Genomic DNA, 13828 nt, shown 5'->3' with positions numbered 1-13828 from the left:
CACTCGGCGATGATCAATCATCGGCTCCAGCAAGGAGCCTTGCCCTACGGTCTGGATCAAGGTCCCATCGCAGGGCGATCGAAATCATGCCATCCAACTGCAGGAAGTCGTCTGTCGGATTGCCGGTCAGGCCACGAGCGAGCGAGATGGCGAGGTTCGGTACCTCAGGCTCCTGCAGCGCGGCATCTGCCGCGAACTCGCTTGCCACCCGACGGGCGACGGAATTGAGGAATCCCACGACCTCACCGATGATGGGGTCCTCGGGCTGGAGTTCCGTGATGACGCGGACCGCCTGCACGACCTCAGCCCCGGCCTGGTCTGCGACTTCCTGGTGCCGCGGATCGGGATCCCGCAGGGTCATCAGGTGAGCCAGTGCGGAAAGGCATTGGAGAGCCTGGTGGGCACCGATCGCAGCGTCGGTGAGCGGAGTCGGGTACGGCTCAGGAAGTTCCGCGCCCCAGGTGTCGAAAAGGTCGGTCCCCGGCCACAGCGTGGTCTGCAGCTTCTGTGCCAGGAGCCTGACCGGCCTGCCGTCGAGGAGGGGGACGAGGAGGACTGCCCTGCGGTTTCCTTGGGATACGAAGTCATGTCGCAGCAGACCGCTCAGCTGTTCCACCACCACTGGCCACTCGGCGAGGTCACCGAGTTCCACTCCCACCGCCATCCCCACAGCCGGCCATTCCGTCGCGTTGGCATCAGAGAGTGGCTGGGTGTAAAGCCGGACCGAGAGCCCCATGGCCTCGGCATCGGCCTGGAGCTTGTGCTGGACAGCGTTCGCCCGTGCTTCCGCGGTCCTGCGGGCAAGAGCCGCAGCACGGGCGAACGCCTCGGCCGACGGCCCTGACCGCGCCTCGGTCATGATCGATTTCGGCTCGAGACCGCCCCAGACGAGTTCCGCGAGAACGGCGTGCAGGTCATCGAGCATCCCCGCCAACTGGTTGAGGAAGTCCGGCGGTTCCTGACCGATGAGGTACCAGCGTTCTTCGTCCCGCACGCGCAGCGCGGTCACACTCAGAGTGTCTCGGGCATAACAGGCCAGCGATCGATGCTCCTGAGGGTCGAGAAGCCTTCGGGTGAGGCTGTCCGTGATCCCGTCAGCGAGCAGTTGCAGTCGGTCGACCCAGACGTCCTCAACGGCGTCGTCGGCGGGAAGTGCGGACAGGCTGGCGCTGTCCGCGGGCAACGTCAGCGCGGCGGCCTGCTCCTGCAAAGTGGCCTGCATCGTCTCCAGTTCGGTGATGTCCCGGGGCCGACTGCGGCCCATGCACCAAACTCGGGTGAGGGTCGCCAGGTATCGGTGCAGCGTCGGGATGATGACGGCTACGGAGGCCGTTCGACTCGTCCAGTCGGATGTGCCAGCCGCCGCTGTGGCGATCAGAGCCTGGGCGCGGAACCATGCCACTTGGGTCGGTGAGCTGTCGTAGCGGCGTTGCAGCTTGCTGAGCCCGCTCGTGAGGTCTCCGAAGGTCAGGGGGATTCCGCCAGGCAGCAGGGTCTGGACGTCGACGCTTTCGCACCGTGGCAGGCAGCGCAATAGGAGCCGTCCGAACTCCACGGTCGCCTTGTCCACATCCGGCTGGATCCGATCAGATATCTGCAGCAGGCGGGCGTAGGCTACCGCGCCACTGTCCTGCTCCATGACGGACACCTCGGTGACCCAAGGTGAATGAGCCCTGAGCCCCCTCATGACGGCCTCCTCTCCGCCGGCCACGTCCAGAAGGCTCTCAGCCAGAGCAACCGATACGGCGCGGGCTGTCGTAAGGATGTCTCCCAGCGACTTGATCGGTGAGGCTGCAACCAGCTGACCGAACGGTGACCCAGCGAGTACGGCCGGCCAACCCGTGAGGTCCAGATCCGTTCCAACGAGTACCGCCAGGAACCGCTGTGCCACCTCCTGACTCCCGCACTGCGCAAGACGACGCCCCAACTCGGGCATCCCGAGCCGGGCCACCAGCGCGTCGCGCAGAGGTGCTCCCAGCTGGCCGGCCGCCTTGATCTCGGCAATGGCCGCGGCGATCTCGGGCTTCAGGTTCGGCAGCGGTTCCTTGGTGGTCAGCGCGAGCTTCAGGGTGATGCGCCGGTGCGCGGGCGACACCCGATGCCGCTCGAGAATCCGTGCCCAATCGCCGGCACAGCGGGTGAAGTCGACCAATCGCAGCGCCTGTAGGACCCCGATGATCGCCTCCGCGCCGGTCCTGCGCGCGAGTTCGGCTGTGACCTGCTCAAGGACGACGGAATCGAGGTCGGGGCGCTCGGTGAGGACGCCGGCCACGAATGGTTGGAGCTGTCCGTCTTCCAGTATCCGCATGACCGCGATCACGGTCTCGTCCAGCATCGGTGGCGGCACCGCATGCACGGCGTCGGCCAAGCGGCCCGAACGCAGCTGGTGCAACCCGGACAGCCGACCCATCTGCTCATGGACGAGGTGCTCGTCAACCAGGCGGGACAGCGCGACTCGAAGGTCCGCGTCTCCCACCCCCAGTTGCTGCTGAAGTGCCCGCACCGACAGGTCGGCGCCCCATCGGTGGGCCACCGAGAGCATGGCCAGGACCTCGATCTCCGTCTGCCGCCCTTCGACCACGCGCCGGTCGACCTGATCCGCCAGGACGTCCGAGAGCCGTCGTCCGCGCGTGAGAAGGTGTGTGAACTCCAGCGTCAATCCGTCCGCAGCTTCGTATGCCTCCCGCCAGTGCGGAGCCGTCGAGGCACCGGACGCAACCAGTCCGGTATGGATCTGCTCCGCCACCTCCTCATCGAGGCCTACAGAGATCTGAGTGCAGTCGCCGCGGGTTCGGAGGGGCAGCAGATCCTCGCTTCGAACAGAACCCAGCAGCATCACACCCGGAACCGGGGCGAGTTCACGCAGGAGGACGTCCCAGGCCTCGGCCGCGCCGATCCCGATGCCGTCCACCACGAATCCGACCGGGGACCGAGTCGACGGCTTCAGGCCTCTGGCGAGTCGTACCAGCGCGGCGGTGTCCTTGTCCTGAAGGCGCCTGATCCGGTACCAGAGGACGTGCCTCGTCGCGTAGGCGGCCGCCCACATGACGGTCGACTTGCCAACTCCGGACGGGCCGGTAACAAGGACACTCCCTCCTCGGTCGATTGCCGCCGCGACCTGGCCGGTCAGGGCTGGCCTGGGGGCAGGTAGGCCAGCGGCGATGTGGCCGGGCTGCACATTGATGCCCTCGTAGAATCCGGCTGCTCGTAGCGGTCGGTCGAAGTCCACTGGCTCGCAGACGCCCGTGGCCAGCGCCTCCTCCAGGGAGTCGCGGTCGATGGTTTCCGCGACTTCCGTCGCGATCCTCGCAATGTTCGTTCGACTCAGCCCGACAGCCCCTGCAAAGCCTGCCACCGCGTTGGTATCAGCGTGGTCTGCCACTGCGTTGCGCAGCGCCAGCACCACCGACTCAGCCCCTGCGGGCAGCAGGCCGAACCGCTGCACCACGGCAGTGCAGGTGTCCTCGGCTGCGACACGCCACGGCAGCACGTAGAGGCTGACCGCGTTACACCAGGCGTCGACTTCATTGCCACTCAGACCGGCCTCGGTAGCCTTCCTGTCGAGTTCCAGCAGCAACGAATGATCGTCCGGCAGAGCACTCAGCGGCCGGCCCCACTCGGTGAACCACTCACCGTTGACTGGCCTTTCGAGAACAAGGACCGGCCGGCCAACCGCTCCTGCCTGTTCGCGCTTCGCGTGTGCCTCGGCCATGGCAACGAGGTGATCGGCTACACCTGGAACGGTAAAGTCACCGATTCGTTCCTGCCGGGACTTCACCTGGACGTGCCAGGAAGTCGTGCCGTCACACGACAGGTCTTCCAGTCCCTCCGGGACGATGCGATCGGCGACGAGGGCACCGGACAGGACGCGACCGCAAAGCCACGCCCCGACGGCATCCTGATAGTGGAACCCGCGGACAGCCCGCGCTCCCGAACGCGTCGCCGTCCACAGTGCTTCAACAGGTCCATTACTCGCGCCGCTCTGCGGCAGGGGCCGAACGGGTCGGCCCTTCCCTCCCGACGCCCTTCTTTTGCTGGCCATAGCGGAAGCATGGCAGCTCGGTCGGACAGTCAAGAGGCCTTTCCCATGCCGGGCCGTCAAGCGACGCCCGCAGGTCCGGAGCGCCTGTTTACCCGTACGGCGCCGCTTGAATGCAGACTGCCCACTGTCGAGCGCCAGCAGCGTAGCCGTGAGCGATTTCGGCCAGCCTGGGCAAGAGGCCGATCGCGATCACCGCCGCATCAGTCCCACGCTCGACTGATAGCTACAGTGAGTCGCTGCCGGCGGGCCCGCCCGCAGCGCCTCCGCCAGGACGACTGGGCCTGCATTGGCCTAGACCCATTCAACTGACGGATCATCAGGCAAGTCAGCATTGGTCAGCATTGGTCTGACTAAAGGCTGTCACAGAAGGCCATACTCGCGACTCCCGCACTACTGGCGGGCCAACGCCCAGAAGGCTCATAGGTCCTCGCGGTGGGGGCTCCCGAGGAGCCCCCAGCCGCACCAAGCGGTACTCCACGAAGCACGCCACGGGTCGCAGCTCCAGGCATATAAGCCCAGTTCAGCCAGCCCTTCCCCGTGGCTTCATCGGCACCGAGGGCAGCGTAGGTGCGGCCAAGCGCTCCCCGTCGTAGCCGTGCACCTCGCCGAACCTCGACCCTTCCATCCAGTCAGATCGCGCCTGTACGATCTCCTCACTGGATCGGCCGATGAAGTTCCACCACATCACGATCTTCTCGTCGAACGGCTCGCCGCCGATCAGCAGGATCGAACTGTCCGTCCTTGCCAGCAGCGGGAGTTCGCGGCGCCCGCAGCCCAGGTAGAGCATCGAGTCGGGCTCGACCCGGACGCCGTCCACGTCCACGCTGCCGGCCATCGCGAGTACCGCGTACTCGAACTCCGGCTCCAGCGGCAGCCGGTGTTCGGCGCCCTCACGCAGCGTCAGATCGGCGCCGACCAGCGGCGTGTACGTCCGGCCGGGCGAGGTCGCGCCGTCCAGGGAGCCCAGGATCAGGGTGGCGTCCAGGCCCGCCGCCGTGACCTTCGGCAGGTCGGCGTGGTGCTCGAAGGCGGGGGCGGCGTGCCGGTGCTCGTCGGGGAGCGCGACCCAGAGCTGTGCGCCGTGCAGCAGACGGGCATGCTCGCGCGGGGACTCCTCCGAGTGCGAGATCGCCCGGCCGGAGGTCATCAGGCCGAGCTCGAAGGGCCGTACGGCCTGCAGGCTGCCGAGGCTGTCGCGATGGAGCACCTCGCCCTCGTGCAGCCAACTGACGGTCTGCAGGCCCATGTGCGGGTGCGGGGGCACCTGCATGCCGGGCTCGTCCGCGATGTCGTCCGGACCGTAGTGGTCGACGAAGCACCAGGCACCGACCATCCGCCGCCCGAGGTTGGGCAGCAGTCGGCGCACTGCGGTGGACTCGCCCAGCTTCACCTGACGGCCGGTCAACAGCTCCTTCACCGGCCCGGTACTGGCCTCCCCACCGCAACGGGTCGTGGCGGGCTTGAGGTCGAGGTTGCTCATTCGCACTCCAGGGCTGGCTGACAGAGGGGTTCACGGCAGTACCGAGTCATACCGTACGGTCCACGAAGCGTCAGCCCCGTACTCACGGATGCCGACACCGCACCCCGCCACCCGGGATCCGGCCGCAGCAGCGAGGCCGACACCCGTCCCGCCGTCCGCACGAACCACCGAGGCTCTGTCAACTCCCATGGGGCAGGGACCCCGTCGGCGCCCGGCCGACAGGGTCCCGTCCAACTCCGCCCGGCCCCGGGCGAGTAGCCACGAAGCCACCAAGCCGTCAGTGCGAGCAGCCCCAGGACGCGGTGGCCGTCGCCGCCTCCGCCTGGGCCCGCAGGGCGCGGACCGCCTCAGCCGGGTCGGCCGCGCCGTACACCGCCGAACCGGCCACGAAGACGTCGGCACCGGCCTCGGCGCAGCGCTCGATGGTGGCGGCGGAGACACCGCCGTCGACCTGGAGCCAGAGGTCCAGGCCGTGCTTGTGGATCAGTTCACGGGTGCGGCGGATCTTGGGGAGCATGATGTCCAGGAACGCCTGGCCGCCGAAGCCCGGTTCCACGGTCATGATCAGCACCATGTCGAGCTCGGGCAGCAGGTCCTCGTACGGCTCGATCGGGGTGGCCGGCTTGAGGGCCATCGAGGCACGGGCGCCCTTGGCCCGGATCTCGCGGGCGAGACGGACGGGGGCGGCGGCGGCCTCGGCGTGGAAGGTCACCGAACCGGCGCCCGCCTCGACGTACTGGGGGGCCCAGCGGTCGGCCTGCTCGATCATCAGGTGGCAGTCGAGCGGGATGTCGGTGGCCCGGGCCAGCGACTCGACGATCGGCACGCCCAGCGTGAGGTTGGGGACGAAGTGGTTGTCCATGACGTCCACATGGAGCCAGTCCGCGCCTCGGACCGCCTCTGCCTCCTGGGCGAGACGGGCGAAGTCGGCGGACAGGATGCTGGGGTTGATCTGCGCCATTTCCGGGTACCTTCACAACTCGGTGCGGGCGGCGGGAGCGGCCACCTTGGGTCCATCATCCCTCCTGCAACCTGCGCAGGGCGTATCGGGAGATCGGCGCGTGACCCGCATCACAACGGTTCCGCACCGGCATCTCGTACGCTGTGCCCGATTCGCCGTGGCCCGCTTCAGGACTGCACCGTGGCCCGCTTCGGACCGCACCGCAACCCGCTCCGAGAAAGGTGTCCCGATGGCCGAGCCGGTACATCCCGCACGCGCTCTGTGGTGGCTCTTCGAGCCCGTGCACGCCCTCACCTACTTCTCACCCGAGGGTCGGGCGGCGTACGAGACAGCGGGGCTGCACGGCAGTTGGCGCGGGTACTTCGCGGGTCGGTCCGCACCGCTGGGCCCGGTGGAGGCCGCTCCGGTGGTCGCCGCCTTCTTCAACTTCGCGCCGGGGATGGTCGAACGGGCGCTCCCCGACGTCTGGAGACGCGCCACTCCCGAGGCCGCGCTCCAGGCGCGGGTGGCGGGCGCGTCGGCCGCGCTGGAGCGGGTACTGGCCACCGTCAAGCCGGATCTGATCGACCGTTCGGTGCAGCTGCTGGAGCGCGCGGTGGACGGCCTGGACTGTTGCGGGCGCGTGCTGGCCGCCGCGAACGCCGCCCTGCCGCGCCCCGAGGGCCGGTTGGCCCGGCTCTGGCACGCCACCACCGTCCTGCGCGAGCACCGGGGCGACGGGCATGTCGCGGCCCTGGTCACCGAGGGGCTCGACGGGTGCGAGGCCCTGGTGGTGCGCTGTGCGCTGGACGTCCGCCGCGAGGTGCTCCAGCCCTTCCGGGGCTGGAGCGACGAGGAGTGGGACGCGGCCACCGCCCGGCTGACCGAACGCGGCTGGCTCAGCCCCGACGGCACCATCTCCCCCGACGGCCGCCATCGCCACCAGGCCCTGGAGGCCGCCACCGACCTGGCCGCCGCCCGCGTCTGGTCCGGCTTCCACCGCGCCGAACTGGACGAGCTGGCCGCCGCCCTCAAGCCCATCTCGACCGCCTGCCGCGCCGAACTCCCCCCGCTCAACCCGATCGGCCTCCCCGGCAGCAGCTGACCGGCCTCCATCAGCCACCCGGCGACAACGGCCCCGCCGACAGCGGCGCGCGGGGCTCCGCTCGGCCAACCGCGCGCGCAGGAACTCGGGCACCGGGCCTCAGCGACCTCCGGAGGCCGTGGCGGCCCGGTGCCGCCATGACGGCATCGAGCCGCCGGCCCCGGGCCAGGTGCGTCGACTGGTGGCCCGGGCGGTGAAGGACTTCGACGCGCGGTTCTGGCCGACGACGGTGGACCGGCTGTCGCACCTGACCTGCTCGCGGCTGGATGACCTGGTCGCGGGTGACCAGAACGACCAGGCGGCGAACGGCGAAGGGGCGGTGGTCGGCGGCGGCCGGTCGTTCTTCACCGAGCTGAAGACGGACCCGGGGCGCCGGGGCTGGAGAGCCTGCTGGCCGAGGTGAACAAGCTCCAGCGGGTGCGGAAGCTGGAGGTCCACGAGGGCTTGCAGGTCGTGGAGAGCTCGAACTCCGCCGACCAGGACCTGTGCTAGGGCAAGGACGGCGACCTGACCGGAGCGGACAAGGAGAGCCAGGAGGTCGGCATGCTCGCGCTGCACCTGCTCCAGTCCGCTCAGGTCCACGTCGACACCCTGCCGATGCAGCAGGCCCTGGCAGACCCGAAGTGGGCCGATCGCCTCACCGATGCCGACCGGCGGACCTTGTCACCGCTGTTCCGGACGTACGTGAACCCCGGCAGGTTCGAGCTCGACATGAACAGCCGTCTCGATCTCGGTCCCGTCCCCGCCATCCCGGATCAACGGGCGGGCGAACCGCAGCCGCCAGCCGCCGGGTGAGGCCGGCCACCGGCTCAACGTGGGGTGTCGTCAACGATCGTGGCACGGGGACGTGGAGTACGCCCTGTCCCAGGCGGAGCGGCGCGCGTCCGCGGGCCGCTGACGCGGAATCCGTTGGTCGGTGCGGAAGCACCGCCGGTACGGTCGGCCCATGTGTACCTACGCCTTCGTCCACTACAAGCTGCACTACGCGTGCGTGTCGTGCCGGATCAGCTTCAAGCGGCATCCCGGCGACACCGGACACATGTGCCCGCGCTGCGCCGGGCCGCTGCTGTGTGCTGGCCACGACTTCGCGGCACCCCGCCGCAGCAATCGGAAGGCATGGTCGGTCGTCGCGGCGGTCCTCAACGCCGGGCTGCGCTACGAGGGCTTCGAGCCGTGCGGTTGCGGGCGGGATCCGAAGTTCCGCCCCCGCACCCGCGCCCAGCTGCGCGCCCGCCGCATCGCCGCCGCCCGGACCGGCACCCCGCTCGCCGGGCTGCTCGGCCGGGCCGACCCGCTGGAGACCCGTTGATCCACGCGGTGCCCGGCACCGTTCACTCGGTCCAGCTCCCCGACACGCGAACCACGGGCACCTCAGTCGGTATCCGTTGCAGCCAGCACGGCCGGGCGCCGGCGGTCTGGAGCAAGGGCGGCCAGACCGATGTCCCAGGCCACTTGCCCGTACCACTTCGTGTCGGCATCGAAACCGTGCCAGATGCAGTCCCCCACACGTGCTTCGACCTCGCCGGCGGTGGCGCCTTCCGGGCATCCGGCCAGCGCAGCCAGGGACTGCCGGGCCGCCAGGCGGCCGTAGGCGCCGTGGGAAACGGAGTTGTACGCCCCTCCCGTCGATGCCGCGGCGGAGAGCACCCGCCACGCCGGGGCCGGCGGACGGACAGCGACCGACAGAGTGGCCTTCTTCCCCACTCCGTGCAGACACTCCAGCCCCAGCGTCAGGAGCGCGGTCGGGACCGATGCGGCATCCTGAGGTTCTGCGAGGTCGAAAACCCGCGCCTCGATGCGCCCGTTGGACTCTTCGGCCCAGTTCGCCCTGGCCATGGCCATGGCTTCTGTCGTCGTCTCCTCCGCCGACGGGACACGCGCGCCAGCGAGCACCGCCAGTTCACGTTCCTCCGACGGTCCGAACGGCATCGAGTGACTGCTGCCACGGATGCTGTAACTCGGCAGATCTGGACGTCCTTCCACGTCCGACAGCGTCAGCGGCAACCAGCCCAGCGGGTGATGACTCCAAGAAGTATCCGGACAGCGGTGCTCCGCCGGAGCCGCGCGACGGGCCGCCAAGCCCGGCCGCAGCAGCGCCACATGCTCGCTCGCTGGCGCCGGTGATCGACTCCTGGCTGCGGTCCGAGCTGCTCCTGTAGGCACGGTGATCAGCCGCCGGAGGAGGCTTCGTCGTCCGCCACCCACTTGGCGCCTTCCCGGACGAACTCGGCGTCCCGGCGATCCACTATCAGGGTCACCGCGCCTGGCTCCTTTCCGCCGGAATGCAGCTCAATGCCGGTCACCCGCCCCGGCCACGGGGTCAGCGTCGCAGCTGGGCTCAGGAGAACTCACGGGATGTCACACAATCGCTCCGCCCGAGCGCCGCTACAGCCCCTCCGCCGCCAGGCCGCGGACGGCGGTGATGGTGTCGGCTTCCGCAGCCGGCTTGTCCTCGCGGTAGCGCAGGACCCGGGCGAAGCGCAGCGCGAGGCCGGCCGGGTAGCGGGGGCTGTGCTGGAGGCCGTCGAAGGCGATCTCGACGACGAGTTCGGGGCGGACGTGGACGGTGTACGAGTCGCGGGAGACCTCGCGGGCCAGGAACTGTTCGGTCTGCCAGGCGAGCAGTTCGTCGGTGAGCCCCTTGAAGGTCTTGCCCAGCATGACCCACGGTTCGAGGTCGGCCTCGCCGTCGTTCCGGGCGGCGAGGTGGAGGTTGCTGAGGAGGCCCCGGCGCCGGCCGCTGCCCCACTCCGCGGCCGTCACGACCAGGTCCAGGGTGTGCCGGGGCTTCACCTTGATCCAGCCCGCGCCGCGCCGGCCGGCCGCGTACGGCGCGCCGGGGTCCTTGACCACCACGCCCTCGTGTCCGTGGGCCAGGGCATCCCGGAAGAAGACGCCGGCCGGCTCGGCCCCGCCGGTCACGGTGTGCGGCACCCGCAGGTGTTCCGGTACGACCTCGGCGAGTCGGGCCCAGCGCTGCTCGGCCGGCCGGTCGATCAGATCCTGGCCGTCGAGGTGCAGCAGGTCGAAGAAGAAGACCCGGAGCGGGACTTCGGTGCGCAGCCGGTCCGGGTCCTGCCGGGAGGCGGTACGGGCGGCGGTCACCTGGAACGGACGGGGGCGCCCGTCCGGGCCGAGCGCGATGGCCTCGCCGTCCAGCACGACGGAGCGGACGGCCAACGAGCGTGCTGCATCGACCACTTCGGGCACCCGCGCGGTGATCTCGTCCAGGCTGCGGGTGAAGACCGAGATCCGCTCGCCGTCACGGTGCACCTGGACCCTGATGCCGTCCAGCTTCCACTCCAGCGCGGCGGGGCTGATCCGCTCCAGTGCCGTGGCGACATCCGGTGCGGAGGCGGCCAGCATCGGCCGTACGGGACGGCCGAGTTCGAGCCCGAAGGCACGCAGTGCGGGGGCGCCGCCGGAGAGTGATGCTGCGGCGACCGCCCGGGCCGATCCCCGGAACATCAGGGCCCGGCGCACGGCGGTCGCGGGGACGCCGGCGGCCTTGGCGACGGCGTCGCCGAGGATCGCGTCGAGGGCTCCCTGCCGCAACTCCCCGACGAGCACGGCCCGCAGGAACTCCTGTTCCTCCTCCGTCGCCCGGCCGAACAACTCCGCCAGCAGGCGGGCCCGTTCGGCCTGCGCCCCCTTGCCGTGGACGGCCGCGAGAGCGGTGAGCGCGTCCTCGGTCTCGCGGATGCCGAGCGTTGCGCTCTCGGCGTGGGGCGGGAGTTCGCGCAGTGCGGCGTAGCCGACGCCGATCCGCAGCCGCCGGGACTCCCCGGAGAGCAGCGCGACGGCGGCCGGGATCTGCTCGGGGCCGAGTTCGCGCAGGCAGTCGGCGAGCAGCGTGATCTTGGCGTTGCGGGCGGGCTCGGCAGCGGTGGCCCGCGAGGTACTGGCGAGGCGGTTCAGCAGCACGGCGGATCCTCCGGAGAGCGTGGCTACGGTCTGAACCTCCCCGGCTCCTCCCCCGTTTACCGGGCCACCGCGAACTCCCGGTTGCGGAAGGTCTGTTCGCGGTAGGACTTGGGCAGGTCGGGCATCGCCAGCAGCCGGTCGCAGACCTCCAGCGATCTCGTCAGGTACTCATGGATAGCGCCCTCGTAGCGCCAGGCCATGTCGCCCCTGACCAGCCGCTTGATGCGGCACTCCTGGTCGGCGACGTGCCGCAGCATGTACGAGTCGGCGGTCAGCGCGGGCAGCGCGCCGTCCCGCCGCACGACCATGTCGGCGTCGATGAGCAGCAGGTAGTCGGCCTTGCCCCGGGCGTGCTCGATGTTCAGTGTGCGGTTCCGCCCGAAGTTCACCCAGGGCTCCTCGTGCAGCTCGCCGGGGATGCCGTCGAATGCGCGGCGGATCAGCGCCTGGGTACCGTCGGTCGACCCGGTGTCCGAGATCACCCAGGTGTGGACGAGGTCGCACACGGACGCGAGACAGCGTTCGATGACCGCCGCCTCGTCCTTGACGATCATGCAGAGGCAGATGGACGACGCCGGACCGAGCGGGTTGAGCGGACTCTGCTGTACCACGGGTGCCTCTCGATCTGCGATCTCCGAAATCGAGCACGGGGGGAGGCACGCCGGAACGGCCCCGCCCGGGCGCGCCTCGCGGCTCCTGATGGTAATTCGACGGCATCCGCTCTCCCGGGCTCAACACGGGCCGCCATCGGATGCCCGCCAGGGGTTCGGCACGTGCGTCCGTGGGGCCAGGGAGCCTCAAGTAGCCTTTCCAAAAGCTGACTTGACGTTCTATCAAGTCGAGTGGCTGCTGTCGGAGTCTCCCCCCGGATGGCGGAACGGCGTTCCATTCGGCGGGGCGGGGAGGTCCGAACGCATGGTTCCCGCACACCTCGGCGGCGAGGTGCGGGGCCCACCGGCTCCGCCCGGTTTGACTGGGCGCTGACCGTGTCACGGGTCCGATGCCCGCCGCTTCGGCGCACCGGCTTCCGCACAGATACCGGCTTCCGCACAGATTGAGGAGAGCTCCGAATGACTCCGTCCAGAACACTCGACCCGCGTCGGGCAGTGCCGAACCTCCGCAGATCTCTGGCCGGGGCCGCCCTGCCCGTCGCGGCCCTCGCCGCCACCCTCGCCGCGACCTGCGGAACGGCCTCGGCGCATGCCGTACACGACGGCAGCCGACCCGACCGGCACTGTCGCCCGATGCTGCGGGGAGCGGCGACCACAGCGGACGTGACCCGCATCGCGATCCACGGCGGCAGGAGCTGCTGCGCGGACGGCGGGCCCCGGCTGCACGGCGGCACCGGCTGAAGCGGCCGCTACGACAGCGACGGACGGTGCCGTTCCCGGCCCGCCGACCGGTGCCGCAGCACCGCGTACCCGATCAGCGCCCCGGCCAGCGACCCGAGCGAGTTGTTGAGCCAGTCGACCGGGTTGCACATCCGCACCGGGTCGAGTGTCTGCACCAGCTCGACGGCGAACCAGGTCGCCGAGGCGGCCGCCGCGACGACGAACGGGCGGCGGGTGGCGAGGGCGCCGGAGAGGCCGAGCGGCAGCCAGAGCAGGACGTTGACCGCCTGGTGTCCCGGCCCGTCGGCGAGATGGCGGGTACCCCGGCCGGTGGCGCAGTCGCCGAGCCGGCCGGGTGCACCGGCCACGACCTGGTCCGGCAGGGTGAGGCCGAGGCAGAGCGCGGCGGCGAGCAGCAGGAGCAGGGCAGGCCGCCCGGCCCAGCCGGTCTGCCGCACCAGCGGCCTCCGGACCACCAGTGCGGCGGCCACGAGCAGTGCTACCAGGGCTGCCATGACGGCGGCGTGCATACGGAACCTCTCGGTACGGGTCGTGCCGAGAGCACCGTAGCCGTCCCGCGTTGCCACCGGGTTGCGGCAGCATGACCGCTCACCCAGCACCCGGTCCACGCCCCGCGGCGCCCGGCCCGCTCAGTCCGCGTACGACCCCAGCACGATCCCCCGCCCCGCGTAGAAGCGGCCGAGGTCGGCCCACGGCACCCGGGCGAAGCTCTGCGAGCCGTTGGGGAAGCCGGACGGGTTGTGGATGAACAGGTGGCCCTCGTCCGCGCCGACGGCCAGCACCAAGTGCCCGCCGGCGCGGGGCGGTTGCGGGTCGAGGGTGCGGATGGACGGGTGCACGGAGAGCATGGCGAGCCGTCCCGCCTCCAGCAGGGCGGGCAACTCCTCGGCGTCCAGCGGCGACCGGGCCTCCGCCGCCAGGCCCCACCGCTGGTGCGCGTAGGTCGCGAAGGGCGCGTGGATCAGCCCGTCGAGCCTGCCGTCCG

The 13828-nt window shown here is 70.3% G+C and carries 11 protein-coding genes and 2 pseudogenes; 5 read left to right on the top strand and 8 right to left on the bottom strand.

Annotated elements, in window-relative coordinates:
• Positions 1–13 precede the first annotated feature (13 nt).
• From UK12_RS26115 to rpe, 3 genes are all read right to left on the bottom strand, one after another.
• Positions 14–3712 carry a hypothetical protein gene (locus tag UK12_RS26115; protein ID WP_045305603.1) on the bottom strand — a complete coding sequence of 1233 codons (3699 nt, stop codon included), beginning with the start codon at positions 3710–3712 and terminating at the stop codon, positions 14–16.
• Between the two features lie 850 nt (positions 3713–4562).
• Positions 4563–5522 carry a pirin family protein gene (locus UK12_RS26110; protein WP_045305602.1) on the bottom strand — a complete coding sequence of 320 codons (960 nt, stop codon included), beginning with the start codon at positions 5520–5522 and terminating at the stop codon, positions 4563–4565.
• Between the two features lie 277 nt (positions 5523–5799).
• A complete protein-coding gene (gene rpe, locus UK12_RS26105; protein ID WP_045305601.1) occupies positions 5800–6483 on the bottom strand; it encodes a ribulose-phosphate 3-epimerase in 684 nt (227 codons plus the stop codon).
• A 229-nt stretch (positions 6484–6712) separates the two neighbouring features.
• On the opposite strand from rpe, the gene UK12_RS26100 reads away from it, so the two are divergent.
• The 4 genes and pseudogenes from UK12_RS26100 to UK12_RS26085 all read left to right on the top strand — a co-directional run bounded on the left by UK12_RS26100 (position 6713) and on the right by UK12_RS26085 (position 8876).
• Positions 6713–7567, top strand: a complete 855-nt coding sequence (locus tag UK12_RS26100) for an SCO6745 family protein (RefSeq protein ID WP_045305600.1) — start codon at positions 6713–6715, stop codon at positions 7565–7567.
• 181 nt (positions 7568–7748) lie between these two features.
• Positions 7749–7970: a hypothetical protein gene (locus tag UK12_RS26095; RefSeq protein WP_156178934.1), complete on the top strand. Its 222-nt coding sequence runs from the start codon at positions 7749–7751 to the stop codon at positions 7968–7970.
• Positions 7971–8071: 101 nt separating this feature from the next.
• Positions 8072–8362, top strand: a pseudogene (locus tag UK12_RS26090) (Tn3 family transposase); the annotation flags it as partial.
• Positions 8363–8513: 151 nt separating this feature from the next.
• Positions 8514–8876, top strand: coding sequence for a hypothetical protein (locus UK12_RS26085; protein ID WP_197085183.1), 363 nt, complete (start codon positions 8514–8516; stop codon positions 8874–8876).
• Between the two features lie 62 nt (positions 8877–8938).
• Here the strand turns inward: UK12_RS26085 and UK12_RS26080 are convergent, their stop codons facing one another.
• The 3 genes from UK12_RS26080 to UK12_RS26070 all read right to left on the bottom strand — a co-directional run bounded on the left by UK12_RS26080 (position 8939) and on the right by UK12_RS26070 (position 12102).
• Positions 8939–9667 carry a DUF6183 family protein gene (locus UK12_RS26080; protein ID WP_269432046.1) on the bottom strand — a complete coding sequence of 243 codons (729 nt, stop codon included), beginning with the start codon at positions 9665–9667 and terminating at the stop codon, positions 8939–8941.
• Positions 9668–9952: 285 nt separating this feature from the next.
• The gene (locus UK12_RS26075; RefSeq protein ID WP_045305598.1) at positions 9953–11491 is read right to left on the bottom strand and encodes an ATP-dependent DNA ligase; all 1539 of its coding nucleotides are present in this window, start codon (positions 11489–11491) and stop codon (positions 9953–9955) included.
• A 56-nt stretch (positions 11492–11547) separates the two neighbouring features.
• Positions 11548–12102 carry a glycosyltransferase gene (locus tag UK12_RS26070; protein WP_052682166.1) on the bottom strand — a complete coding sequence of 185 codons (555 nt, stop codon included), beginning with the start codon at positions 12100–12102 and terminating at the stop codon, positions 11548–11550.
• A gap of 459 nt (positions 12103–12561) precedes the next feature.
• Here UK12_RS26070 and UK12_RS26065 point away from each other — a divergent pair, with 459 nt between their 5' ends.
• A complete protein-coding gene (locus tag UK12_RS26065) occupies positions 12562–12843 on the top strand; it encodes a hypothetical protein (protein WP_156178932.1) in 282 nt (93 codons plus the stop codon).
• An 8-nt stretch (positions 12844–12851) separates the two neighbouring features.
• Here UK12_RS26065 and UK12_RS36935 read toward each other — a convergent pair whose 3' ends face one another.
• Together UK12_RS36935 and UK12_RS41645 are read right to left on the bottom strand one after the other, a co-directional pair.
• Positions 12852–13337: a VanZ family protein gene (locus UK12_RS36935; protein WP_156178931.1), complete on the bottom strand. Its 486-nt coding sequence runs from the start codon at positions 13335–13337 to the stop codon at positions 12852–12854.
• 135 nt (positions 13338–13472) lie between these two features.
• Positions 13473–13828, bottom strand: a pseudogene (locus UK12_RS41645) (hypothetical protein); the annotation flags it as partial.

Origin of the sequence: Saccharothrix sp. ST-888 (assembly GCF_000955975.1) — a bacterium.
Classification (GTDB): Bacteria; Actinomycetota; Actinomycetes; order Streptomycetales; family Streptomycetaceae; genus Kitasatospora.
This window is presented reverse-complemented; position numbering and strand designations above follow the sequence as displayed.

Coding starts and splice junctions, on each gene's coding strand:
- UK12_RS26115 (WP_045305603.1), bottom strand. CDS start 3,712: ATGGCCGAGGCACACGCGAAGCGCGAACAGGCAGGAGCGGTTGGCCGG.
- UK12_RS26110 (WP_045305602.1), bottom strand. CDS start 5,522: ATGAGCAACCTCGACCTCAAGCCCGCCACGACCCGTTGCGGTGGGGAG.
- rpe (WP_045305601.1), bottom strand. CDS start 6,483: ATGGCGCAGATCAACCCCAGCATCCTGTCCGCCGACTTCGCCCGTCTC.
- UK12_RS26100 (WP_045305600.1), top strand. CDS start 6,713: ATGGCCGAGCCGGTACATCCCGCACGCGCTCTGTGGTGGCTCTTCGAG.
- UK12_RS26085 (WP_197085183.1), top strand. CDS start 8,514: ATGTGTACCTACGCCTTCGTCCACTACAAGCTGCACTACGCGTGCGTG.
- UK12_RS26065 (WP_156178932.1), top strand. CDS start 12,562: ATGACTCCGTCCAGAACACTCGACCCGCGTCGGGCAGTGCCGAACCTC.
- UK12_RS36935 (WP_156178931.1), bottom strand. CDS start 13,337: ATGGCAGCCCTGGTAGCACTGCTCGTGGCCGCCGCACTGGTGGTCCGG.